The sequence below is a fragment of the Snodgrassella gandavensis genome (assembly GCF_914768025.1).
In the GTDB taxonomy this organism is placed as follows: domain Bacteria; phylum Pseudomonadota; class Gammaproteobacteria; order Burkholderiales; family Neisseriaceae; genus Snodgrassella; species Snodgrassella gandavensis.
The window spans coordinates 98,743-122,578 of record NZ_CAJZCE010000004.1; the positions used below are offsets into that span (position 1 = coordinate 98,743).

A 23,836-nucleotide genomic window follows, 5' to 3' on the forward strand; every position below is an offset into this window, starting at 1 on the left:
ACATGTAAAGGTAACTTGGCATTAAAGTGTCGCAAAAGCTATTATAGCGTGAGATAATATAAAAACAGGTTTAGTAAACGTTAAACACCAGTTGATTTTAGAGTACTTGTAGAAATTATCATATTGAATTGGCACGCGCCTGTTGGCAATGGTGCATTACCGGTGAGGGTACGGGATTGAAGAACGCAAATAATTTAAAAATCATCGCACTGTCTTTATGTATGTTAGCCAGTGCACCTGCATGGGCAGGGCTGGGCAGCTTACAGGTTAATTCGGCCTTGGGTGAGCCGTTTTCAGGAAGTGTGGTTGTGACGGGTGATGAAGCCAGAGCTGCATTACAGCGTCGGCCAGCAGTTTCAGGAGCACCATTACAGGTACGTGTAACAGCGCAAGGGCAAAATGCTGTGATTCATTTGCGTTCCAGTAAGCCTGTTCGTGATCCAATGCTATCTTTCAGTCTTATGGCTGGCAGTCAGGGGCGGCAATATACCGCGTTACTTGACCCGCGAGAATCCCACCATAACTCAGCAGGTGTTGGCAAAACAGCAAGCAAACACCGTAAGCCAGTTCGGTCTGCAAAAGATAAATCAGCCGCTCGGGCTACTGCTGCGCTGCAAAATGGGCTCGCTTCTGATAAGGCAGTGGTGAAATATCATGTAGACAATAATGAAACACTGATGGATGTGGCACGTAAGGTACGGCCGCAGGGGTTGAGTATAGAGCAAACCATGCATGCTCTGATGGTTGCTAATCCGCATGCTTTCCGCAATGGCAATCCGGATTTTATGTACCGTGATATCAGCCTGAATATTCCATCTACTTCACAGCTGCATAAATTATCCAAAATAAAAATTGCAGCTCAAAAACCGGCAGATGCTGCACAGAGCACTGCGTCGGTATCAGCAGCAGCGGGAACAGCGGAAAATGCTGCGCCACAAAAATCAGTTAAGGCGGATGCAGGTGCGAGCAAATCTGCAAATACGGTAGTTTCTGAAAGCGGTAATGCAGCCTCAGCTCCAACCAAGGATAAGAAAGCTAAAACAGAAACTGTACCTGTATCTGTGCCAGCTCAGGCTTCAGCGCCAGCTCAGGCTTCAGCACCTGTAGCAACTGCAGCATCTGTGGTAAGAGCTGAACCAGTACAACCTAAAGTTAATCAGGTAGCGCAGCCGGCGCAATCTGTTGAAGAACCAGCAGAAGAATCCATGCTGCCTGCATGGTGGCCATATGCATTGGCTGGTGTGGCAGGGGTACTGTTAATTGCTGCTTTACTCTGGCAAAGACGTAAAAAAAGCAATAATGCAGAAGATGATGACGATTATGCATCTGATGAAGATGATGTGGTGTTTGATGCTGTACCACCTAAAATTAAACAATCTGTATCTGCTTCGGCCACATCAGCTAAAGCAGCACCAACTGCGGCAGCTACGGCTACAGCGGCTACTACGGCTACTACGGCTACAGCGGCAGCAGCAGTTGCTAGCAGTACAGATGAAGACGATAGCGACTGGTCATGGTTAAATGACGCTGCAACAGACACGCCAGTTAAAGCTGATGCACCGGCTGGAAATGTGAATCAAGTGGCTGCAACACCACATCGTGCTGATACAGTACCAGTTGCTGACAAGCAGGAAGATGATACTGACTGGCTGAATTTTAATTTCAAGGATGATGCTCCTGCTGCTACGGCGGTTCCGTCAACTACTGAGCTGGATAATGCTGACGATTTATCTTGGCTGGATCAGATTGATGAAACCGAGCAGCCAGAAGTTTTGACTTCACACAAACCGGTTGTTGCTGCACCTCATGAAGAAATGGCAGACAACACAGATTTTGAGTGGGTTGTGGCTGATGAATCGCAACGGGATGAACCTAAAGCAGGAGCGCATCAAGATGCTATTCAGGCTGCACAGCAGCCTAAACCAGCAACATCAGAAGATGAGGCGCTAAATACTCTGGATGATTTGCAGTGGGATGAAGACTTCAAGTTTGATCATGAGTCCAAGCAGGATACTACACCTGCTGCTGAGGAAGTGCCATCCATTATAGAACCGGCTCTGACTCCACATGAGCAGCCTGCATTTGTGGCAGAAGACGATACGATTTCAATGGATATTAACTGGGAAACTTTGGGCGTAAGTGATGATAATTCACCAGCTCAACCAGCTAGCTCAGTACCTGCATTTGTTGCTGAGTCTACCCCGGCAACAGAAGCTGATGGCCTGGATATTCCATCCATGGACTTTGTGTTGGATGATGATAAGTCTGAATATGCTGCTTCAATTGCTACTATACCGGCTTCTTCATTTGCTACCGGAAGTGGTGCACAGGACTGGCTGGAACGATCAGCCGAATCTGGACCTGCTGATCAACCTCTGTCACCTGAGCAGCAGGCTGTTCCGCTACAGGCTAAACTGGAACTGGCAAAAATGTATTTGGAAATGGATGATGCAGTTACTGCGCGCCAGACCTTGCGTGAGCTGGTTGATGAGGCCAATGGTTCAATACTGGCCGAAGCTCAAAATCTGTTGCAGCAGTTAGGTGGTTAGTTTTGCATTGATTGTGCTTTAGTTACCAGACGTGAGATTTTTTACTTCTGGTTAAGACTGAATCCTGTATCAGGATTCAGTCTTTTTATTTGCCCTGAATCTGTATATCTTATTTAAATTTTATTATCTGGCAAAAGTTGTTTTGTTTAATATTCTCCTGACGGTGATTAAGTTTGGTTTTATGAACTGCATTGGCGTATGAATCAGTCTGACCAGATTTGCCAATATATTTCAATTGTGGGGGAGGGAAACAGCAATGACCGCTACAAATTAAACAAAGAGGGGATAAGGATCGCGAACTGAAATATTTGGCAGAGGCAGAAAATGTGTGGCAATTTTAGCTTGCGATGATATTTTTTTAATATTGTAGAAAGATATATTGTAAGTTTGTTGCATAAATATAATCTTGAAGATTAATTAAATTTTGTATAAATAATTGATTAATAATGAAGTTGGAAAGATTTATTATGCTATTTTCACTATTATTCAGTACGGTTGTGTGAGGTAGTTAGCTACTTAGTGGTTTTTTATCATTCATCTGACAGAATAAAGATGAAATTTCAGTGTGTTGATGCTGAAAATCAAAGCAGTATTAGTGATTAAATATTAGCTATAAACAGCACAGTTTTTGATTTTTCCTGTATTATAATTATTAATATAAGTTAATAGCGTCTGAAATATTTACATTTTGTACTGAATATGGGGATGGTATATGCGAGTGGTAACTGGTAAAAAAATGCTGTGGCTGGGGATAGCACTGGTGTTGTCAGCATGTAGTACGGTGGGTAACAAAACACCGGATGAATTGGTTCGGCAGGGAGTACAGCGTAATTTGCTTCATGATAATCAGTTTAATTTTACTGGTCAGATTCGATTGTTGGCTGATCAGGATGAGGTGAAAAAATCTTCGGATAAGGTAGCTGATCAAGCTTTAGATCATAAGACACAGGCAACAGATTCTGCATCTTCTTCTGAATCTGTTCGAAAAAAACAGGCGACAAAAATAAGTGCTAAGGCAAATAAAGAGTCATCTTGTGTGTATGATAATTCGGCAGAGGATTGTGATAAAAAAAATGAGCCGTTAAATGGGGCTTTAAGTTTTATTGCACAAAATACGACAATTCCATTTAGCGGAGCGGTAGATATACCACGTGGAAAATTTGAATTTGTTCCTGAAATGCGTTACGAAGCATCAAATATATTATTTTCGATCAAGATGCCTATACAGATGGATCTTAAAAAGAAAATGTTGATTGCGGATATAAGGGCGATTAAACCTTTTTTTAATGTTTTCAGCAGTACAATAGGTAGATCAAGCAAAATTCTTGATAAACCATATATTGCTAAAAAATTTCCTGAACGTGCAAATAAGCTGCCATTGAAAGAGTTAATGCTTGCAGCGCCAAAGGCAATTGATGATGGTTATGCCAGTTATGATAAAAAAGCTTTTGCACATTTATCTATAGATGAAGCTGGAAAAAAAATAGGAGCTCATTATCGAATTCGGCTCAACTCCACTGATGAGCAAGATCGGGTAATGCTAGCTGCTATTTTTGATAGCTTGAGTGAGCAATTAAAGCAATCAGAAATACGAGAAACAAGTTCAAATGCTCGAGCTGATCAGTCACAGCAAAAAAACTATGCTGCTGTGCAAAAATTATTGACTGAAAAACGTGAGCAAGTACTGAATGATAAGCTGGATAAACTTAAATATGACTCTGCAATAACGGATTTCTATTTAGATGACCGGGGGCGTTTGCTTGCAATGCATGAAATGTATAGATTTATCTTTGATAATTCAAGAATTAGTCGAAATAAAACAATCAATACTTCGTTGTGGATTGAATTTGATTATACGTCTCATCCTAAATTTACGCTCAATCAAACTCCGGAAAATACGGCTTATCGCCATAATAAATAATATCAATTTATTAAAATTTGGTTTTTAGATACTTTTTAATTGAATAGATTTGTGTTTTGAAAATGCCAGTGCTGTTATGCGCTGGCATTTTTTATCGATATGACCTTTGGTCATGTGAATGATTTTGTTATTCGTTTGTTGGTAATAATGGATATAAATTTGGATTATGCTGCTATCCGTTCAGCGCCGTGATATACCCAGATAAGTAGCAAATATGTGATGCATTCCGTGCAGATTTAAAATGGTGAATACCTGTTTTTTAACATATTTGCTTACAATCATCCATTGCTAGCTGGTAAGTTATGGCACATTTTGTGGGCTGACGAGTACAGCACTGTAGGCGCAACCTGCGGTAGGATTGGGCTGGATTGGTTAAGGCAATACTGCAACCAGTCTATGGCTTTTCACCAAGGGGTACTATTTTTTGTTTGTTATCTTTAATGATGGTGCTTGATAAACCGTTTTATTGGTCAATTTTGTTTATATGTACAGGTTTACGGCTTTGCTGATACGCAAGCCTGTTGTATACATGACTTCAAGTAATATGTTGTTGCGCACGCCATAAGCAGTATCAGTATCTGGAATCGACAATAAGCCTTTTATTTGCGTTTCGGAGGTGATATCGGGTAAACACAGGTCTTTTTTAGGTATTTGGCGTTGTTTGATAGACGCATCTATGCTGCGAGTGTATTCCTGTAGCCAGCGGAATAGTTTTTACAGGCCGAAAATGCGCTGGCTTGTAAGAAGATTTTTTCTTCTCTGTTCAATATTGCGTAAGCTAGGGAAAATGAGTCGATATTAAGCCAGTATAGCGTCAGTTTACCCAGTAGACGAGTTAGTTATCGGTGTGAAAGCAGTTAATGGCTATGCGATAATAATGCATTCTGTTGGCGTAAATTAGTGTGGATTAGGAAGAGCAATGGCTGCTAATGTAGTAGAACAACCGGCGATGATGGCTGATGACAATCAACCCGTGCAGCGTTGGGCATTAACACTGGCTTATGATGGTGGTGCATTTCATGGCTGGCAAAAGCAGCCGGATGGTTTGTATACCATTCAGTCGGTACTGGAAGCAGCCTTAAGCGCTATTGCGGCAGAACCGATTAATGTTGTGGTAGCTGGCCGCACGGATGCCGGTGTTCATGCTACAGGGCAGATTGTACATTTTGATACCCATGCACAGCGTAGTGCCGAAGCCTGGCTGCGCGGGACGAATACGGCAATGGATAAGAATATCCGTATTGTGAAAGCGCAGCCGGTAGCTGCTGAATTTCATGCCCGCTTTGATGCGTATGGACGTCGCTACCGCTATATGCTGGAGTCCAGTCGGGTACGTATGCCGCAATTACGTGGGCGGGTTGGCTGGACTCACTATCCGCTGAACATGGGATTGATGCGTGAAGCCGCGGCGATGCTGATTGGTGAACACGATTTTTCCAGTTTCCGCTCCAGTGACTGTCAGGCTAAGTCACCGGTAAAAACCTTATATGAGCTAAGCCTTGCTGGCAGCCCTGAGTTGATGGCGATTGATTTTCATGGCAGTGCCTTTGTGCACAATATGGTACGCAATATTGTGGGCGCACTGGTGTATGTAGGCGCCGGTAAGCTGAGTGTGGCCGGTTTTGCTCAATTGGTGGCCGCGAAAAGCCGCCGTCTGGCACCGCCAACGTTTATGCCCGATGGGCTGTATCTTACTGGTGTAGATTACCCGCAACAATGGGGGGTGGCTACGGCAACTCTGCCGGTGTGGCTATGGCCGTATCTGAGTTAATACGGCTTGTGGCCGGCAGATTTTAAAAAGGGCTGGATATGAAAATTCGGAGCAAGATTTGCGGGATGACGCGGGTGGAAGATGCACTGCTGGCTGCACGGCTGGGCGTGGATGCCATCGGATTGATTTTTTTTGCCGGCAGCAAACGGCATGTCACTCTGCAACAGGCACAGGCAATTGTGCGTGCTGTACCGCCGTTTGTCACGGTAGTTGGTTTGTTTGTTAATGCCAGTGCGGTCGAGGTACAGGAAGTATTGGCGCATGTGCCATTGGATGTATTGCAATTTCATGGTGATGAGGGTGCTGAATTCTGTCGCCAGTTTCAACGTCCGTATATTAAGGCAATAAGGGTGTGCAATACGGGTGATATTGAAGCTGCTATTGCCACGTATACGGATGCGCGCGCGTTATTGTTTGATGCTGCTGTCGCTGGCCAGTATGGTGGTACGGGGCAGACATTTGATTGGCAGATATTGCCGCGGCAGCTAAATCGGCCGTGGATTCTTTCTGGCGGGCTGAAGCCGGAAAATATTGCTTCTGCGATTAGGCAAAGTCATGCGCAGGCTGTGGATGTGTCCAGTGGTGTGGAAATCACAGCCGGAATTAAGGACGGGCAAAAGATGCAGGCATTAATGGCTGCAATTAATAGTTTTGGGCTGTCTGTGGACTAATATTTGTACTGTAGCTCCAGAAAATATTTATTATCTTATTGGGATTATTTATGCTGTTTCTTAACGCTCTTGTTCAGAATAAATTTAATTAATCGATTTAAAATGCACACCGATTTTATATTTTCTTGTTGGTAAATATTTTAATTATGCTGCTTGTTTTATCCTCTGCTCAGCTTGTTGCTGTACTGATATGAGTGTTATGCTATAAGAGTTATGTATTAATAACAGTTGTGTACATTTTAATTGTTGGTTAGTTAAATTTCACAGTTTTGTTATGGGTAGAATGTCAAAAAATAAGGGGAAGAATGAATCTTTCAGAGCATAAAGTTTTTTTACAGATGAAAGCAGATGTGCAGTCAGAAAAGCCGATAATTGAGTGGCAATCTTGTCCGGTAAGATTTTCTAAATTATTTAAATGGACAGGCCAGTATTTTAGTATTTGGAATGTAATTATATTTAGTTTGTATTTTATCGCTGAGCTACTTTTTATTTATAGTCTTTCGATTGTAGTATTGTTTATTTCAATCATTATTTATGCGATATGGATGCATAATAATAAGAAAACCTGTGCTATAAAGGAGTCTCATTTAGTCAGCCTAGATCGTAAAAATAGAACGATCACAGTAAGCAATGAGCAATATGCGATCAGGCAGCACCAGCTTACCGATAATTATTTTATCCGAGTTGAGTGTGCTTTACCTTATGGGCGTAAAGTTTCATCATATAAACCACCACTTTGGCGCAGAGGCAGGCTAGTAATCAAGGATGAAAATCTGAAAACTGCTGAGATCCTGTTTGAATATTTCTTCTGTGACGTTGACGCTTTGAAGCAATTGATTGAGGTGGCAGATATTCTTGCTAAAGAATTGAATATTATCCGTGCACAGGATTATGTTATCAATAAAATATATTGAGTATTAGTGGTGTTTGGCTACGCAGGCTTCGGCCAAGGGAGATGATAATAATACGCAGAGTACAACAAGTGCTCAGAACTATCAGGGAAGAACCGGAGCATGGACAAATAATACTGCAATGGCAAGGATACGCTGATTTACAAGGAAAAGATAATCTGTTTGAGAGTGAATTAAGGTACGGCTGTTTGTTGGCTGCAATGCTTGTTATAAATTACTGTATTTGTAAATACTTTTTATTTGATACCTTTATTGCAGCAACTATGTTGAATGCGGTTTTTGTATTGTTTATGTGGCTTATTCGGTGCGTAAAACGTAGCTGTTCAAAACAGCTCGGCGGATTATATTGGATCGGGCGGATAGGACATTAGCGGTAATGACGCCAAGTGGGCGTAAAATGGAATACCAGCCAGAGTGAAGCTGGGGCTTGTAGGTTGTCCGCAGCAACTGGGGCTGGAATGAAAAGTTGTTTTTTAAGTACTCAGAAAAAACAAAGATTCTGTTACTTGAATATCCCAGAGCATTAACCGTTCATGAGAAACAGGTGGGTGCATTTGCTCAGAAACTGGCAGAAAATTTTGATATTCATTATTTTAATTGCTGTGCCAAAGAGGTAATCAGTCAGATTGATACTAGATTAAAAATTTATGGTGAGTGTATTCAGGCTGTTTAACTGGTGGATATACAGGCTGATAGTGAGCAGGATTAGTCTTCTCTTTTGAGTCAGATACTGGTAAATCCCCGTTGTCAGTCAACTGCTAGGTTGGCGGTAACTGGGATTTTGTTGTTATTTGGCAGGGTGAAATGGTTTTATTTATTCTGAATTAAGTATGGATAACAGGATAATGAATTTAAAAAATGTTAATATGGCTGAATAGTTTTACTTTGCGGGTAAATTGTTGCTCAATGGAATGAAATATGGAAAATTATCACTATCCAGATGAACAGGGTTTTTTTGGTGAGCATGGTGGGCTGTTTGTGTCGGAGACGCTGATTACAGCTTTAACTGAATTAAAACAGGCTTATTATGCAGCGAAGGCTGATCCGGCGTTCTGGGCGCAGTACTATGAGGATTTAAAATATTATGTGGGTCGTCCCAGCCCGGTTTACTATGCCCGTCGCCTGTCTGCCTATCTGGGTGGGGCACAGGTTTATCTGAAGCGGGAAGATTTGAATCATACTGGTGCACATAAGATTAATAATACGATTGGTCAGGCTTTGCTGGCGCAGCGAATGGGTAAGAAGCGGGTGATTGCTGAAACCGGTGCCGGTCAGCATGGTGTGGCTTCGGCTACGGTAGCGGCGCGCTTTGGTATGCAATGCACGGTGTTTATGGGCACGGAAGATATCCAGCGTCAGGCGCCGAATGTATACCGGATGAAGCTGCTGGGTGCACAGGTGGTAGGGGTGAGTTCTGGTTCGTGTACCCTGAAAGACGCTATGAATGAGGCTTTGCGTGAGTGGGTGGCGCGGGTAGATGATACCTATTATATTATTGGTACGTCGGCAGGCCCGATGCCATACCCGGAGATGGTGCGCGATTTTCAGTGTGTCATTGGCAATGAAGCGAAAGAGCAGATGCAGGAAGCTATCGGCCGCCAGCCGGATGTGGCTGTGGCCTGTGTCGGTGGCGGTTCAAATGCCATAGGTCTATTTTATCCTTATATTAATGTACCCGAAACGCGGCTGGTTGGGGTTGAGGCTGGTGGTTTGGGTTTATCCGGTCATCAGCATGCAGCACCTATCAGCTCACGCAGTCCGATGGGCGTATTGCATGGTTTTCGCAGCTATCTGATGCAGGATGAGTATGGGCAGGTTGTTTCCACTCATTCTGTGTCTGCTGGTCTGGATTATCCGGGTATTGGCCCGGAACACAGTCTGCTGCATGATATTGGCCGGGTGCAGTATGAAGCAATGGGTGATGAGGCAGCCATGGAAGCTTTTCATTTGCTGTGTCATCAGGAAGGTATTATTCCGGCACTGGAATCCAGCCATGCGCTGGCTTGGGCGGTGGCTAATGCGCCGAAGATGAGCAAGGATGAGGTAATTCTGGTGAATCTGTCTGGCCGCGGCGATAAGGATATCAATACGGTAGCCCGGCTGGATGGAATTAATCTGTGATTATTCGGGTTGCTGCGCTATGCTGGAGGCCAGATAATAATTATTTGTTGTGTGTATGAGTAAGTGTATTAAGCTGTCTTCTGTGCAGATTTTTCTGATGGCTCTGGCCATCGGTCTGGCGGTGGCCAGTAATTATTTTGTGTTTCCGCTGATTGAGGTAATGGCACGCTATTTTGGTCTGGATGTGGCCAGTAGCGGGATGCTGATTACGCTGACGCAGCTGGCTTATGCGCTCGGGCTGATTTTTCTGGTGCCGCTGGGTGATTTGCTGGATAACAAAAAGCTGATTGTGTCGTTGTATGCGGTGGTGAGTATCAGTGCACTGCTGATTGCGCTGGCACCGAGCTTGTGGCTGTTTGTTGCTGGCTTGCTGTTGGTTGGGGCTTTTTGTACGGTGGCGCAGATACTGATGCCGCTGGCGGCCAGTCTGACGGCTCCGGAGCAGCGCGGACGGGTGATTGGTACGCTGATGAGTGGACTGTTGCTTGGCATTCTGCTGTCACGTACTTTTTCTGGTCTGGTTGCTCACTGGTGGGGCTGGCGCATGGTCTATGTGCTGGGTGCGGCGATGCTGTTGCTAATGACTTTGATTTTGCAATGGAAGTTGCCTCATGTGCAGCGCGAGCGCAGTGCGCTGGGCTACTGGCAGACGCTGGTATCGGTATGGTCGTTGCTGTGGCGTACGCCGTTATTGCGTCAGCGTGGGGTACTGGGGGCGCTGGATTTCTGTCTGTTTTCGGTGTTGTGGACACCGCTGACGCTCTTGTTAAGCCATGCTCCTTATCATTTCAGTTTAAGTACGATTGGCCTGTTTGGCTTATTTGGTGCGCTGGGGATATTTGGTTCGAATGTGGGCGGCTGGGCGGCTGATAAAGGCCATACTTATGCGATGACGGTGGTGTGTGCACTGTTGTTTCTGCTTAGCTGGGTGCTGTTATATGCTGGTGGAGTGCATTTATGGGCGTTGATTGGCGGTGTGATACTGCTGGATTTTGCCATTCAGGCTTTGCATATTTGTAATCAGTCGCTGATTTATCGCTCAGATCCGGCACTGAAAGGCCGGATTGCTTCTGGCTATATGAGTATGTATTTTATTGGCGGGGTACTCGGCTCGCTTGCTTCTGCTATGGCTTATGCACATTATGGCTGGAGTGGGGTGGCACTGCTGGGTGGCGCGATTGCGCTGCTGATTTTGCTGTGTGCGCTGTTATTTAAATGTGAACATATGTCTTAGGTCTGTACGGCCGGTTTGGTGCTGGCTGGGCAAGTGGTTTGTATGACCTGCTCTGATTTGTAATTATTATTGTGAATAGGATTGTTTTATGTCTAATCATGCTGTGATGACTGTGATTGGTAAAGATCGTATTGGTATTGTTGCTGAGGTGGCTACGCTGCTGGCAGAACATCAGGTTAGTATTATGAATATCAGCCAGCAGTTAATGGATGATTATTTCACTATGATTATTTTGCTGGATACGGAACGCTGTACTTTGCCGCGTTTGCAGTTCAGTGAGTTTCTGGATAGTGAGGGTGAAAAACGGGGTTTGCACATCCGTGTGCAGGATGAGGCTTTATTTAATGCTATGCACCGGATTTAGGAGTTGTTTATGTCGTTTTCTATTCAGAATAATGAAATTCTGGAGACTGTACGCATGGTCTCTGATCAGCATTTCGATGTCCGTACGATAACTATTGGCATTGATTTGCATGACTGTATTGATACGGATATTAATCGTTTGAATGAGAAGATTTTTGCCAAGATTACTCGGGTTGGTAAAAATCTGGTGCAGACGGCAACTGAGTTGTCTGCCAGATATGGTGTGCCGATTGTGAATCAGCGCATTGCGGTAACGCCGATTGCGCAGATTGGTGCGGCTACTGGTGCAGATTCTTATGTTTCGATTGCGCAGACGCTGGATAAGGCAGCAAAGGCTATTGGTATTTCGTTTATCGGTGGTTTTTCTGCATTGGTACATAAAGGTATGAGTGCAGCGGATGAGGTGTTGATTCGTTCGATTCCTGAGGCTATGGCCTGTACTGATGTGGTATGCAGCTCGGTAAATATCGGTTCTACCCGTGCCGGTATCAATATGGATGCAGTCCGGCTGATGGGTGAAACCATCCGGCAGACGGCAGCAATAACGCCGGAAGGCTTTGGTTGTGCCAAGCTGGTGGTGTTTTGTAATGCTGTAGAAGATAATCCGTTTATGGCCGGTGCTTTTCATGGTGCGGGTGAGGCGGATTGTGTGATTAATGTCGGGGTATCAGGCCCGGGTGTGGTGTGCGCTGCGTTGCAGAATACGCAAGGCCTGTCTTTGACTGAAGTTGCCGAGCTGGTGAAGAAAACTGCTTTCAAGATTACCCGTGTGGGGGAACTGATTGGGCATGAAGCCAGTAAGATGCTGGGTATTCCGTTTGGTATTCTGGATTTGTCACTGGCGCCAACGCCAGCAGTGGGTGATAGTGTCGCCCGGATTCTGGAGGCAATGGGACTAAGTGTCTGCGGAACACATGGGACAACGGCGGCGCTGGCATTGCTGAACGATGCGGTAAAAAAAGGCGGTATGATGGCTTCCAGTGCGGTCGGGGGGCTGAGTGGCGCGTTTATTCCGGTATCGGAAGATGAAGGTATGATAGCGGCGGTAGAAGCCGGTGTGTTGACGCTGGACAAGCTGGAAGCGATGACTGCGGTGTGTTCGGTAGGATTGGATATGATTGCTGTGCCGGGGGATACACCAGCCAGTACGCTGGCAGGCATTATTGCTGATGAAGCGGCTATCGGCCTGATTAACAGTAAAACTACGGCAGTGCGGGTTATTCCGGTAACCGGTAAGGATGTGGGCGATTATGTTGAGTTTGGTGGTCTGCTTGGTCGGGCACCAGTCATGCCTGTGAAATCTGGTTCCTGTGAGGTATTTATTAATCGTGGCGGACGTGTGCCAGCGCCGGTGCAGGCAATGAAAAATTAAAGGTTGTGCCGCTACTGCATGTTATGATGCAGGCTATGACAATCAGCACTGGTGGTGTTGCAGGCAGTCAATATCCGGCTGCTTGCAAGGGGCGACAGCATGGTAGTTGTCTGGAAACACCACTGATGTGTTCGGGAATGAATAGAGAACGAAAATGAGTAGAATTCAACAGACCTTTGAGCGGCTGCATGGTCGCACTGCTCTGGTGTCGTACATCACTTGTGGTGATCCGAACCTGGCCACAACACTACAATTGATGCAGACGCTGGTTGCCAGTGGTACAGATATTATTGAGCTGGGCGTGCCCTTTTCTGACCCGATGGCGGATGGGCCGGTTATTCAGGCGGCAACTGAACGTGCTTTGCGCAATCATGTGTCTTTAGCAGATGTATTGCAGGTGGTAGCTCAGTTCAGGCAGGAAAATCAGACTACGCCGGTGGTTCTCATGGGCTATCTGAATCCGGTTTATCATATGGGCTATGAGCGCTTTGCACAGGCTGCTGCACGGGCTGGTGTGGACGGGGTGCTGACAGTGGATTGCCCGGCAGAGGCGATTGATGATTTGTATGTACAGTTACAGAAAAATGGGCTGGACTGTATTTTTCTGATTGCACCAACTACAACAGATGAGCGGATTAAGCTAATTGGCAGCAGAGCCAGTGGTTTTGTTTATTATGTGTCTCTTAAGGGTGTGACTGGTTCATCACAGTTGGATACGGCTGAAGTTTCGCGTAAAATTGATCATTTACGCCAGTTTATTCAGGTGCCTGTTGGTGTCGGTTTTGGTATTCGTGATGCTGACAGTGCCCGTCGTATCGGGGCGATAGCAGATGCGGTAATCGTTGGCAGTCGCTTTGTGCAGACGATAGCTGAGCATGCTGGTCGTGAGGCTGAGGCTCTGGCATCTGTTGTTGCCGAGCTCAGGCAGGCGCTGGAATAATCTGTGCAGAGTCCTAATTCTGCATGGTAGCCTGTTACAGGCTGCCGGCAAATAACCGGGAATGAAAAAATGAGTTGGTTAGATAAAATCCTGCCACCTAAGATTAAAAAAGATCCTGTGGCCAAATCCGCAGGTATCCCTGAAGGATTGTGGCAGAAGTGCCCGTCTTGTGCGGCAACTTTATATGCCACGGATTTAAAGAAAAACATGGAAGTGTGCCCAAAATGCGGGCATCATAATCCGGTTTCGGCGCGTGAACGTATCCAGATGATGCTGGATGAGACTAAACAGTATGAAATTGGTGCTGATATTAGGCCGATTGATATTCTGAAGTTCCGTGACAGTAAGAAATATACTGATCGCCTGAGTACAGCACGCAAGCTGACACAGGAAGATGATGCGCTGGTGGTGGTACGAGGTACCATGGATGGTGTACCGGTGGTTGTGGCGGCGTTTGAATTCAATTTTATCGGTGGTTCAATGGGTTCGGTTGTAGGTGAACGTTTTGTGCGCGGTGTGCGTGAGGCGGTGAAGCATAACTGTACCTTTATCTGTGTGGCTGCTTCTGGCGGTGCACGGATGCAGGAGGGCTTGAATTCGTTGATGCAGATGGCCAAAACCTGTGCTGCATTACATCTGCTTACTGAAAAATCGCTGCCGTTTATTTCTGTTTTAACTAATCCGACTATGGGTGGGGTATCAGCCAGTTTTGCCTTTATTGGTGATGTGGTGCTGGCCGAACCGAATGCGCTGATTGGTTTTGCTGGCCCACGGGTGATTGAGCAGACGGTACGCGAGACTTTGCCTGAAGGTTTCCAGCGTGCGGAATTTTTGCTGGATAAAGGGGCAGTCGATCAAATTGTTGACCGGCGTGAATTGAAAGAGCGCATTGTGCGCCTGATTGGTTTGCTACGTTCACAAGCTAGTGACGATGCAGCCTGATGGGTATTTTTTGTTGAACTGAATGATTAACCTATAGCCGCCCTGAAATGTTGTTTCAGGGCGCTTTTGTTTGTCTGGCAGGCGGAAACATGTGCGAAGTTGGCAAAACTGTAAACTGAAGTGTGTTCGTTCGGATTAATATTGCCAGACATTCTTTATCAAATAGTGATAACCGGCTTTTTGCGGATTGGGAAGAGTGGTACAAACTTTTGCTTTATGCCTGTAATTGCGCCAGTAATACAGGTACATGGCTGTGGGCAATGTCTTTAGCTGCGGTTAGTAGCCATAATTGCTGGTGTTGCTGATGCAGTTGTTGCAGTGTTTGTAATGCCTGCTGCTGTTGCGGCTGACACAGTTCCTGCTGATAAAGCTGGCAGAATTCGCTGTAGCGACTGGCCGGATTTTGATGCAGCCATTGTCGTAACTGGTTTGAAGGCGCAATAGTCTTAATCCATTCTACTGTGCTTAGTCGGGCTTTGCTGATGCCACGTGGCCACAGGCGGTCAATTAATACGGCTGGTTGCTGGTGCTGGTAGATGTAAACACGCTGAATGCTATACATGGCTATTGAGCTGAATTTTAGAAATGATTAATCATAATTTCTGAAATTCGTTGCGGCAACTGTTATGACGGCAATGACAGTTGAGAATATATTCAGATGCTGTGAATGGGTTGGTTAATGCTGATGTTGATAAATGCTATGGCTATGAGCAATATGCAGGCCGTACTGGATTATGGATAGAATAAAAAAAGCAGCCACAACTGGCTGCTTTTTGCTATAGATGCTGGTTATTTCTGGTTGTCGTTCAATTCCTGCTCTAAATCGTTTTTACGCATCAGGCCGGAAATAGTCTTACCATTCGGGAATATCATGGTAGGGGTACCATTAAAGCCGAATTTGTCCCCCAGTTTCATGGTTTCAGCTACTGGATTGTTACAATCGGCTACGCTAGCAGGCTCTTTGCCATGACGCATCCAGGCAGTCCAGGCTGTGGTGCGATCTTTCTGACACCATATCTGTACTGATTTTTTCTGTGCTTTCGGGTGCAGTTCGGGTACGGGCATGAGAAAAGTATAGACAGTAACGTTATCAATCTGGGCGATTTCTTCTTCAAGCTTTTTACAGAACGGGCAATCAGGGTCAGAAAATACGGCCATAATACGCTGTCCGTTACCACGAACTTCCTTGATGGCTTTATCCAGTGGCAGTTGGTCAAAGTCTACTTTGGATAATTCACTTAAACGCTGTTCGGTCAGATTCTGATGGCGTTGTAGGTCAAGTAGGTTGCCCAGCATGATGTAATCGGCATTTTCGTCGGTGTAGATAATCTGATTACCGGTAATTACAACTTCATAAATACCTTTAAATGGGGTGGTATAGATATTCTGTATGTTTAATTCCTGTCCTTTGAATGCTTTTTGCATTTTTTTTATCAGGTTTTCGCTAAGCTTTTTACTGGTGTTGGCATCAACAGTCTGGCCGATTTCAGTTGTTGCGTTACTGGAAGCGGATGCGCTGATGCCAGAAGCGGCACTGGCTGCTGAACCGGTATTGTGTACTGGTGTACCGTCGCAGGACGCGATTAAGGGTATGGTGAGCAGGGGGGCAAGCCAATGCCATAAGCAGGATTTTTTCATATTGAAAGGCTTTTACTTTTAGTTAATGGTTAATGAATGATTTGAAATTATATGCTGCTATTATGCACAAGCGGTGGATTGCATGAAAAGATTTGTGTGAAAACTGTCGCTATTTTGCTGCTGGCCATTTCTGAAATCAAACGGGCTGCAATCTGTTGTGTGATAGCTGCACTGAGTGTCTATAGTTGTATAGTCTGCTTGTTAGTTGTTAAGTATAAGGCAATCAAGCTGGGTATGTAATGTTGTTTTGCTTGTGAAACGGTTGGCGTGGCAACCGGCTTCATGCCACAATACTTGTTTGTTAACTAATGTGAATACATGCCATGACTCCGATTTTGGCTTTCGATATTGAAACCGTTCCAGACGTAGCCGGTATTCGTGTGCTGAATCATTTGCCGGCAGAAGTAAGTGATGCAGAGGTGGTGGAATTTGCCTTGCAGCAGCGACGTGCTAAAACTGGTGGTAATGATTTTATGCAGCTGCATTTGCAGCAGGTGGTGGCCATATCATGCTGTATGCGTTGGGGTGCGGATAAAATCCATATTGGTAGTATCGGCACACCTGAAGACAGTGAAGAAACACTGATTGCGCGCTTTTTTGAGTTGATAGAAACTCATACGCCACAGCTGGTAAGCTGGAATGGTGGTGGTTTTGATTTGCCGGTATTGCATTATCGTGCTCTGATTTATGGTATCAGTGCTGCGCGTTACTGGGATATGGGGGAGGGGGATTTTGGCGACAGCCGCGATTTTAAATGGAATAATTATATCAGTCGCTATCATGCGCGCCATTGTGATTTGATGGATTTACTCTCCTTATATCAGGCACGTGCCTGTGTGCCACTGGATGACATGGCCAAGCTGTGTGGTTTCCCGGGGAAGCTGGGTATGGATGGCAGTAAGGTATGGGCGGCCTATCAGCAGGGTGAGTTGGCGCAGATTCGGCACTATTGTGAAACCGATGCTGCCAATACTTATTTAATGTATCTGCGCTTTAATCTGTTGCGCGGATTTCTGAATGCGGATGAGTACGAGCAGGAAATCCGTTGCCTGAAAGCTTATCTGAACGGGCAACAGGCACCACACTGGCAGGAATTTCTGGCTGCATGGGGAAGCTCAAGTTGACTATCAATGTGAAAGAACCGGGTGCCGGGATGATGGTTTGTGTGGGGTATTTGCTGATATGAGTATGCACAGGCTGGTGCTGATTGGGGTAGGCCTGATTGGTGGTTCGCTGGCACTGGATTTAAAACGTGCCGGATTGGTAGACAAGGTAGCCGGTATTGACATTGATGCAGATAATCTGACCCGGGCTGTGGAACGACACGTAATTGACTATGCCTATACACGGATTGATGCTGAGAGTGTGGCTGATGCTGATATGGTGTTGATTGCCACGCCGGTTAATACATTACCGCTAGTCTGTCGCGAGCTGGCGCCATATCTGCCTGAACAGTGTATTGTTACCGATGTGGGCAGTACGAAGCAGCTGGCACTACAGGCTTTTGCGTCTGAGCTACCGCATCACTATCCGCGCTGTGTTGCAGCTCATCCGATTGCCGGTTCTGACCGGCATGGTGCACTGGCGGCGCAGTTTGGCCTGTTTGTGCAGAAAAAATGCATTATCTGTGCGCATGAACATCAGGATGAAACAGCATTGCAGGCAGTAGTGGCGATGTGGCAGGCAGTACAGGCGCAGATTTATCATCTAGATGTGGCCAGACACGATGCGATTTTTGCAGCAGTGAGTCATTTGCCACATATGCTGGCTTATGCGTATGTTCACCAGTTGGCAGAAGCAGCGAATGCAGATGAGCTGTTGCAGTTTGCCGGTAGTGGTTTCCGTGATTTTACGCGGATTGCCGCTAGTCATCCGCAGATATGGACGGATATCTGTCTGGCCAACCGTAAGGTGCTGGCTGGTTTGTTACAGCAGCAACAGCAGGAGCTGGTGTATTTGCAGCAATGTTTGCAACAGGGTGATGCGCAGAAATTGACTGCTTTTTTTGCCAAAGCACAGAAAATACGCGAAGGCTGGCAGAATTAGAAAAAAAAGCACTGTAAGGGGTAATTGTGGCAGATAAAGACATTATTCTAGCTAAGTTGTGGTTGAATAAAGTATTTTTTGGTGTTTTTGACTGCGCCAGATAGATGCAGTTAATCAAATTTGCGGCATTTTTAATTAAAATGACTCTATTTTATCGAATTAATACAAAATATGACTTGCCATGCATGCGTATTTGATGCATAATTCGCTTCGTTAAATCAGCTCCTAGTTGGTTTAACAGTTTCTCCTCTATTTCTCCTTTGTAGACTTGGCGCACACTTAACCGTGTGCGCATTTTTTTATCTATTTTTCTTTATGCTTATGGAATATATGACTGGTTATGCCCGATTGCAGTATCTCTGCCTATATATGTGTCATCTGAAAATGTTGCTTTAGCTGATTGTTGCTCATGTGTATCAGAATATTTGTCACTTTGTCGATGCGGTGACTGGTTGGATAGTGCTATTGTCTGAACATAAATACTGCTAGGATAAATGTTTTATATTTTGAACAGGAAATGACGATGTCTGGTGAACAGAATCTGCGAATTCTGCTGCAATCAGCTGCGCCGCAGCATAATCCGGGGAAATATGTGTTCTGTACTGTGCAGCAGCCTGAACCGGCATTGTTGACTGCTGCTGTGGCTACTATGCAGGAGAGTGAGGGCACTACGCTGATTCTGCCACAGGCTGTGGCTGATGCACAGCAACTGGGCTATGAATATATTGCTGGCTGGATTACTTTGAAAGTGCATTCTTCTCTGGCGGCAGTAGGGTTAACCGCAGCGTTTTCGCGTGCACTGGCGCAGCAGAATATTAGCTGTAATGTGGTAGCTGGCTATTATCATGACCATATTTTTGTGGCTGATAATGATGTGCCGCAGGCTTTGCTCATTCTGAACAGTTTGGGTGAATAATTGTGGTCGGATAATGGGAATTTGGCTGGCTGATAGTAAAGCTGAATAATTGGCGGAAATGATGAATGTACAAATGTACAGATGATGCAATATCAAACTCCCTATACAAAAGAGATTGGTGATTTATTGCATGTTGTAGTTCATGTCATTGATGCTGATATTTACATGTAAGGCTAGCAGGAAGTATGGTGCTCTACATCTGCTAATCACCAATATGTAGCTGAATGATTGCACTGCATAAATCAGTGGATGGTTATGTTAAATGGCAGTTTGACAGGGTTTATCAAACCGATTTTAAAGCACTGAAAAATTGTTCCTGTGTCCTTATGTTTATTATTAAGTCAGACGTTGAGATGATGCAGCAAGGTAAGTTATTGCCGGAAGTAAATTAGGTTGCTGTTGTGCGGTACTCATACTGGTTGCTGGCATGACCGGCATTGCATGGTTAGGATGTGCTTAGGCGTTATCCACTGATTGAAACTGCTAGCTATAAACAGCAGCAGTTGTCTTTCCAATAGATTACTGTAGCCGAAAACAGGGCATTCACCACAGTTGATACAGTTAATCAGGGTGCGGGCTTACGGCTGGTTGCCAGAAGAGTAGATTCAGGCTCAATTGACCAGTACTTAATACAGCCGGCATTTATTCCAGATGTAACATCTGTTCTTCTTTTACTTCTTCCATAACAACATAACTGCGGCTTTCGGCTGCGGCTGGTAGTTGCAACAGGATATTGCCTAGCAGGTTGCGATATGCATGCATATTGGGCAGGCGTACTTTAATTAGGTAATCGTATTCGCCGGAAATCAGGTGACATTCCAGTACTTGCGGAATGGTCAGTACTTCACGGCGGAAATCTTCAAAAATATTGCCGGATTTGGAACGCAGTTTGATTTCCACAAACACCAGCAAGCTCTGGTTTAAGGCGCGTGGGTTCAGGCGTGCGTGGTAGCCGGTAATGATGTTTTCTCGTTCCAGTCGCCGTACGCGTTCGGTGACGGGAGTAGTGGACAACCCTACCTTGTCAGCCAGTTCGGTCATGGTGGTACGGGCGTTTTTTTGTAGTAAGGACAATATCTTCATGTCCACTTTGTCAATATGGTGCATGGTTTATCTATGATATAAATGTGATAATTTGTCAAAATACTCCTTTTTTTGGTTTAAATAAAGTGAAATTCACTATCATTCTTTGTTTACACTATGAAAAGTAACTAAATGGGCTGTTTGAGGATTATACAATTGAACGGCTGAGCTTATTCCGTTTGATTACTAAGGAGACGAGGGAATGAAAGTATTGATTATGGGGGCAGGTATTGTTGGGGTGAGTACTGCCTGGTATCTGGCTAAAGCCGGACATGAAGTTACTGTGCTGGAGCGTGCTGATCAGGCCGCGATGGAAACCAGTTTTGCCAATGCCGGCCAGTTATCCTATGGCTATACCACCCCATGGGCAGCACCGAATATACCGGCTAAGGTATGGAAATGGCTGTTCAGGGAGCATTCTCCTTTACTGATTCGCCCTGATGGCAGCCTTTCTCAATTGCAATGGCTGTGGCAGATGTATCGCAATTGTAATGCACAGAGCTATGCAACTAATAAAGAACGCATGGTACGTATTTCTGAGTATAGCCGTGAGATGTTGCAGCAGCTGGAGGCAGAAGAAAATATTCAGTATGAAGGGCGCAGGCAGGGTACTTTGCAGATTTTCCGCACGGAAAAAGAGGTGATCGACTCCCGTTCTGATATAGCTGTTTTGCAGGAATTCGGGGTGCCGTTGCAGGTACTCAATAGTGTTGCTGAATGTACGCAGTATGAACCGGCGCTGGCGCATATGGCCGGAAAGCTGGCCGGTGCATTGTATTTGCCTCAGGATGGTACGGGCGACTGTCATTTATTTACTACTCAGTTGGCCGAAAAATGTGCGGCTTTGGGCGTGAAATTTTTATACCGGCATGCTATTTCGGCCATCCATCAGGATAAATGCTCGATTAAAGGCGTGCAGGCTAATGGCCAGTGGTTTACTGCCGACCATTATGTCTGTGCGTTAGGTAGTTTCAGCCGCAATATGCTGAGCAAGCTGGGGATTAATCTGCCGGTTTATCCGGTGAAGGGATATTCACTGACTATCCCGATAATTGATCAGGATAAAGCACCGGTTTCTACGATTATTGATGAAACTTATAAGGTGGCGATAACACGTTTTGATGAACGCATCCGAGCTGGTGGCATGGCTGAACTGTCTGGTTATCGTATTCACCTGAACCCGAAACGCAAGGCGACGCTGGACTTAGTGGTTAATGATCTGTTTCCGGGCAGTTGCCATACTTCTGAGGCTTTTTTCTGGAGTGGTCTGCGCCCGATGACACCGGACAGTACGCCGATTATTGGTGCCAGCCGTTTTGTGAACCTGTCGTTGAATACTGGCCACGGTACGCTGGGCTGGACGATGGGGCTGGGTTCGGGAAAAATTCTGGCAGATTTAATTAGTGGGGTTAAGCCGGAAATTGAAACCAGTGATTTATCGTTGGCGCGTTATGTTTAAGCAAACAGTATCGTTTGAATAAATGTATTTGTCTGTGTGGTACTGGTGCCAGAAAATGCAGTTTTTTAAAGATATACAAGAGCTGTAAGAGCTTTATTATGTTTAATATGTTATTGATTTGTCCTGTTTGTGGATAAGGTATATATACGGCCAATGATAAAGTTCTGTTACGGGAAGTTGCTCCTGTTGGCCGGATTATAGAATTTGATACGCTAACGGCTACGCACCGAACACAGGTGAATGAACTGCATGATTTTCATGATGGTATGGCTGTTGACCGACACCTCCAGCGGCTGTTTTATTCGAGCATGGGACGGATAAAGGAACCGGAGTCACTTGAATTTTTTCAGGCTGATGGCATGATTGCAGAAGTTTTGCTGGATGAGGCTCATCGGCATGAGCTGGTGGGCAATGGTTTGTTTATCACTGGTAAACAGGTAGTGTTTGATGAACAAGAACAGCAGATTTACTGGTGTGGCCGTTCGGGACTGCGTGTCTGCTGTTATGATGTGGTAAACGGTAGAATAGAGGTACTGGTACAGACTGGTTTGTATCCGCGTGATGCGCATCAGTTCTGTGATCTATATTACAGATCTGGGCGGTAATCTGTGGCGGTATGATATACAGCAGCGCAGATCATTGCGTAAATTGGCATAATTTGGTTCGTTTACAGGGATTGCTTTGCTTAAACAATAAAATTTGGTAACCATGATAACAGGGGAGTCATTATGCGTCCGTTAGTTGCGCATATTCGTGTAAATCACTTACGTGATAATTTTCTGGCTTTAAAACAGATGCATGGCGGTGGAAAAATGCTGGCAGTGGTGAAAGCCAATGCTTACGGACATGGTGCAGTGCGTTGCGCTCAAGCGCTGGCCGATATGGCCGATGGTTTTGCGGTAGCTTGTATCAGTGAAGCGGTGCAATTGCGGGAAGCGGGCATACAATTGCCGATTGTGATGCTGGAAGGTGTTTTTGCCGCTGAAGAATATGCGTTGGTAGATCGTTACCAGTTATGGCCGGTTGTGGGTAATTTGTGGCAGTTGGAAACTCTGCTTGCTTATGACTGGCAAAAACCAGTAACGGTATGGCTGAAAATGGACTCGGGCATGCACCGTACCGGCTTTTTTCCACATGATTATGCACCAGCCTATCAGGCGCTGGCACAAAGTGACAAGGTAGCCGATGTGGTGAAAATGACCCATTTTGCCTGTGCCGATGAGCCCATGAAGACGATGACTGCTGAGCAGATTCACACTTTTGAGATGGTATGTGCCAATTTGCCCGGAGACGTGAGTCTGGCCAATTCAGCAGCGATAATGGCCTATCCGCAAACCCAGTGTGGCTGGGGACGAACCGGACTAGCACTGTATGGAGTTTCACCCATGGGTGGTGCGGATAGCCGCTTTAAGCCGGTGATGCGGCTGGTAAGCAAGGTATTTGGTGAGCGGGTGTTGCAGATGGGCGAACCGATTGGCTACGGTGCCAGTTTTGTTACTAATCGTTCAACCCGGGTAGGGCTGGTGGCCTGTGGTTATGCCGATGGCTATCCGCGCCGTGCTGCGACAGGCACGCCGGTAGCCATTGATGGCGTACGCAGTAGGGTTCTGGGGCGGGTTTCCATGGACATGATGACGATACAGCTGGATGACCATCGGCAGTCATTGGGTAGTGAGGTGGAATTATGGGGCGATGTTGTCAATGTGAACGAGGTGGCCGCTGCTGCCGGAACCATTGCCTATGAATTACTGTGTAATGTCAAACGGGCAGACATGGTATATGAATAAATTGCCATGGATTGTCAATTATTGGGTAAATGTTTGGCAAGACAGAAAAATTGGTTTATAAAGATGTAATATGTTCTCAGGCAGCCTCTCAAGCTGCCTGAAGTTATTTTTT

20 protein-coding genes are annotated in these 23,836 nt (G+C 45.4%); 17 read left to right on the plus strand and 3 right to left on the minus strand.

Features of this window, described 5'->3' with window-relative positions:
• Positions 1-176 precede the first annotated feature (176 nt).
• The 11 genes from MJ764_RS04650 (at position 177) to accD (ending at position 14,795) form a co-directional block, all read left to right on the plus strand.
• Positions 177-2,549: a motility hub landmark protein FimV gene (locus MJ764_RS04650; RefSeq protein WP_239325052.1), complete on the plus strand. Its 2,373-nt coding sequence runs from the start codon at positions 177-179 to the stop codon at positions 2,547-2,549.
• Between the two features lie 712 nt (positions 2,550-3,261).
• On the plus strand, positions 3,262-4,470 hold the full coding sequence (locus tag MJ764_RS04655; RefSeq protein ID WP_239325054.1) for a hypothetical protein: 1,209 nt from the start codon (positions 3,262-3,264) through the stop codon (positions 4,468-4,470).
• Positions 4,471-5,389: 919 nt separating this feature from the next.
• Positions 5,390-6,241, plus strand: coding sequence for a tRNA pseudouridine(38-40) synthase TruA (gene truA, locus MJ764_RS04660; protein ID WP_239325056.1), 852 nt, complete (start codon positions 5,390-5,392; stop codon positions 6,239-6,241).
• 38 nt (positions 6,242-6,279) lie between these two features.
• A complete protein-coding gene (locus MJ764_RS04665) occupies positions 6,280-6,912 on the plus strand; it encodes a phosphoribosylanthranilate isomerase (RefSeq protein WP_239325058.1) in 633 nt (210 codons plus the stop codon).
• A gap of 305 nt (positions 6,913-7,217) precedes the next feature.
• Positions 7,218-7,826, plus strand: coding sequence for a hypothetical protein (locus tag MJ764_RS04670; protein ID WP_239325060.1), 609 nt, complete (start codon positions 7,218-7,220; stop codon positions 7,824-7,826).
• Between the two features lie 915 nt (positions 7,827-8,741).
• The gene (gene trpB, locus MJ764_RS04675) at positions 8,742-9,944 is read left to right on the plus strand and encodes a tryptophan synthase subunit beta (protein WP_239325062.1); all 1,203 of its coding nucleotides are present in this window, start codon (positions 8,742-8,744) and stop codon (positions 9,942-9,944) included.
• 55 nt (positions 9,945-9,999) lie between these two features.
• Positions 10,000-11,178 (plus strand): MFS transporter, encoded by a 1,179-nt coding sequence (locus MJ764_RS04680; protein ID WP_239325064.1) that lies wholly within the window; start codon positions 10,000-10,002, stop codon positions 11,176-11,178.
• Between the two features lie 88 nt (positions 11,179-11,266).
• Positions 11,267-11,542 carry an ACT domain-containing protein gene (locus MJ764_RS04685; protein WP_100090785.1) on the plus strand — a complete coding sequence of 92 codons (276 nt, stop codon included), beginning with the start codon at positions 11,267-11,269 and terminating at the stop codon, positions 11,540-11,542.
• Between the two features lie 9 nt (positions 11,543-11,551).
• Entirely contained in the window at positions 11,552-12,913 is a 1,362-nt protein-coding gene (locus MJ764_RS04690; protein ID WP_100090786.1) for a PFL family protein, read from the plus strand.
• A gap of 154 nt (positions 12,914-13,067) precedes the next feature.
• A complete protein-coding gene (gene trpA, locus MJ764_RS04695) occupies positions 13,068-13,853 on the plus strand; it encodes a tryptophan synthase subunit alpha (RefSeq protein ID WP_239325069.1) in 786 nt (261 codons plus the stop codon).
• Positions 13,854-13,922: 69 nt separating this feature from the next.
• On the plus strand, positions 13,923-14,795 hold the full coding sequence (gene accD, locus MJ764_RS04700) for an acetyl-CoA carboxylase, carboxyltransferase subunit beta (RefSeq protein WP_239325079.1): 873 nt from the start codon (positions 13,923-13,925) through the stop codon (positions 14,793-14,795).
• Between the two features lie 214 nt (positions 14,796-15,009).
• Here the strand turns inward: accD and MJ764_RS04705 are convergent, their stop codons facing one another.
• Both MJ764_RS04705 and MJ764_RS04710 read right to left on the minus strand, forming a co-directional pair.
• Positions 15,010-15,357 carry a DUF488 domain-containing protein gene (locus MJ764_RS04705; protein ID WP_239325081.1) on the minus strand — a complete coding sequence of 116 codons (348 nt, stop codon included), beginning with the start codon at positions 15,355-15,357 and terminating at the stop codon, positions 15,010-15,012.
• 227 nt (positions 15,358-15,584) lie between these two features.
• Positions 15,585-16,433 carry a DsbC family protein gene (locus MJ764_RS04710; protein ID WP_239325083.1) on the minus strand — a complete coding sequence of 283 codons (849 nt, stop codon included), beginning with the start codon at positions 16,431-16,433 and terminating at the stop codon, positions 15,585-15,587.
• Between the two features lie 323 nt (positions 16,434-16,756).
• Between MJ764_RS04710 and MJ764_RS04715 the strand changes: the two genes are divergently transcribed.
• The 3 genes from MJ764_RS04715 (at position 16,757) to MJ764_RS04725 (ending at position 19,395) form a co-directional block, all read left to right on the plus strand.
• A complete protein-coding gene (locus MJ764_RS04715; protein ID WP_100113624.1) occupies positions 16,757-17,557 on the plus strand; it encodes a 3'-5' exonuclease in 801 nt (266 codons plus the stop codon).
• Positions 17,558-17,615: 58 nt separating this feature from the next.
• Complete coding sequence (locus MJ764_RS04720; protein ID WP_239325085.1) at positions 17,616-18,479, plus strand: prephenate dehydrogenase; 864 nt, start codon at positions 17,616-17,618, stop codon at positions 18,477-18,479.
• A 523-nt stretch (positions 18,480-19,002) separates the two neighbouring features.
• Entirely contained in the window at positions 19,003-19,395 is a 393-nt protein-coding gene (locus MJ764_RS04725; protein WP_239325087.1) for an ACT domain-containing protein, read from the plus strand.
• 642 nt (positions 19,396-20,037) lie between these two features.
• On the opposite strand, the gene MJ764_RS04730 is transcribed toward MJ764_RS04725, so the two are convergent.
• Entirely contained in the window at positions 20,038-20,502 is a 465-nt protein-coding gene (locus MJ764_RS04730; protein WP_100090793.1) for an Lrp/AsnC ligand binding domain-containing protein, read from the minus strand.
• A 178-nt stretch (positions 20,503-20,680) separates the two neighbouring features.
• Between MJ764_RS04730 and MJ764_RS04735 the strand changes: the two genes are divergently transcribed.
• The 3 genes from MJ764_RS04735 (at position 20,681) to alr (ending at position 23,724) form a co-directional block, all read left to right on the plus strand.
• A complete protein-coding gene (locus MJ764_RS04735) occupies positions 20,681-21,937 on the plus strand; it encodes a D-amino acid dehydrogenase (RefSeq protein WP_239325089.1) in 1,257 nt (418 codons plus the stop codon).
• A 236-nt stretch (positions 21,938-22,173) separates the two neighbouring features.
• Positions 22,174-22,542 (plus strand): hypothetical protein, encoded by a 369-nt coding sequence (locus tag MJ764_RS04740; protein WP_239325091.1) that lies wholly within the window; start codon positions 22,174-22,176, stop codon positions 22,540-22,542.
• Between the two features lie 123 nt (positions 22,543-22,665).
• Positions 22,666-23,724, plus strand: a complete 1,059-nt coding sequence (alr, locus tag MJ764_RS04745) for an alanine racemase (protein ID WP_239325093.1) — start codon at positions 22,666-22,668, stop codon at positions 23,722-23,724.
• Positions 23,725-23,836 lie beyond the last annotated feature (112 nt).

Bases quoted from the DNA above. Each gene is read 5' to 3' on its own strand.
- alr (WP_239325093.1), top strand. From the start codon at position 22,666: ATGCGTCCGTTAGTTGCGCATATTCGTGTAAATCACTTACGTGATAAT.
- MJ764_RS04735 (WP_239325089.1), top strand. From the start codon at position 20,681: ATGAAAGTATTGATTATGGGGGCAGGTATTGTTGGGGTGAGTACTGCC.
- trpA (WP_239325069.1), top strand. From the start codon at position 13,068: ATGAGTAGAATTCAACAGACCTTTGAGCGGCTGCATGGTCGCACTGCT.
- MJ764_RS04710 (WP_239325083.1), bottom strand. From the start codon at position 16,433: ATGAAAAAATCCTGCTTATGGCATTGGCTTGCCCCCCTGCTCACCATA.
- trpB (WP_239325062.1), top strand. From the start codon at position 8,742: ATGGAAAATTATCACTATCCAGATGAACAGGGTTTTTTTGGTGAGCAT.
- truA (WP_239325056.1), top strand. From the start codon at position 5,390: ATGGCTGCTAATGTAGTAGAACAACCGGCGATGATGGCTGATGACAAT.
- MJ764_RS04725 (WP_239325087.1), top strand. From the start codon at position 19,003: ATGTCTGGTGAACAGAATCTGCGAATTCTGCTGCAATCAGCTGCGCCG.
- MJ764_RS04715 (WP_100113624.1), top strand. From the start codon at position 16,757: ATGACTCCGATTTTGGCTTTCGATATTGAAACCGTTCCAGACGTAGCC.
- MJ764_RS04685 (WP_100090785.1), top strand. From the start codon at position 11,267: ATGTCTAATCATGCTGTGATGACTGTGATTGGTAAAGATCGTATTGGT.
- MJ764_RS04705 (WP_239325081.1), bottom strand. From the start codon at position 15,357: ATGTATAGCATTCAGCGTGTTTACATCTACCAGCACCAGCAACCAGCC.
- MJ764_RS04690 (WP_100090786.1), top strand. From the start codon at position 11,552: ATGTCGTTTTCTATTCAGAATAATGAAATTCTGGAGACTGTACGCATG.
- MJ764_RS04665 (WP_239325058.1), top strand. From the start codon at position 6,280: ATGAAAATTCGGAGCAAGATTTGCGGGATGACGCGGGTGGAAGATGCA.
- MJ764_RS04670 (WP_239325060.1), top strand. From the start codon at position 7,218: ATGAATCTTTCAGAGCATAAAGTTTTTTTACAGATGAAAGCAGATGTG.
- MJ764_RS04655 (WP_239325054.1), top strand. From the start codon at position 3,262: ATGCGAGTGGTAACTGGTAAAAAAATGCTGTGGCTGGGGATAGCACTG.
- accD (WP_239325079.1), top strand. From the start codon at position 13,923: ATGAGTTGGTTAGATAAAATCCTGCCACCTAAGATTAAAAAAGATCCT.
- MJ764_RS04730 (WP_100090793.1), bottom strand. From the start codon at position 20,502: ATGCACCATATTGACAAAGTGGACATGAAGATATTGTCCTTACTACAA.
- MJ764_RS04720 (WP_239325085.1), top strand. From the start codon at position 17,616: ATGAGTATGCACAGGCTGGTGCTGATTGGGGTAGGCCTGATTGGTGGT.
- MJ764_RS04680 (WP_239325064.1), top strand. From the start codon at position 10,000: ATGAGTAAGTGTATTAAGCTGTCTTCTGTGCAGATTTTTCTGATGGCT.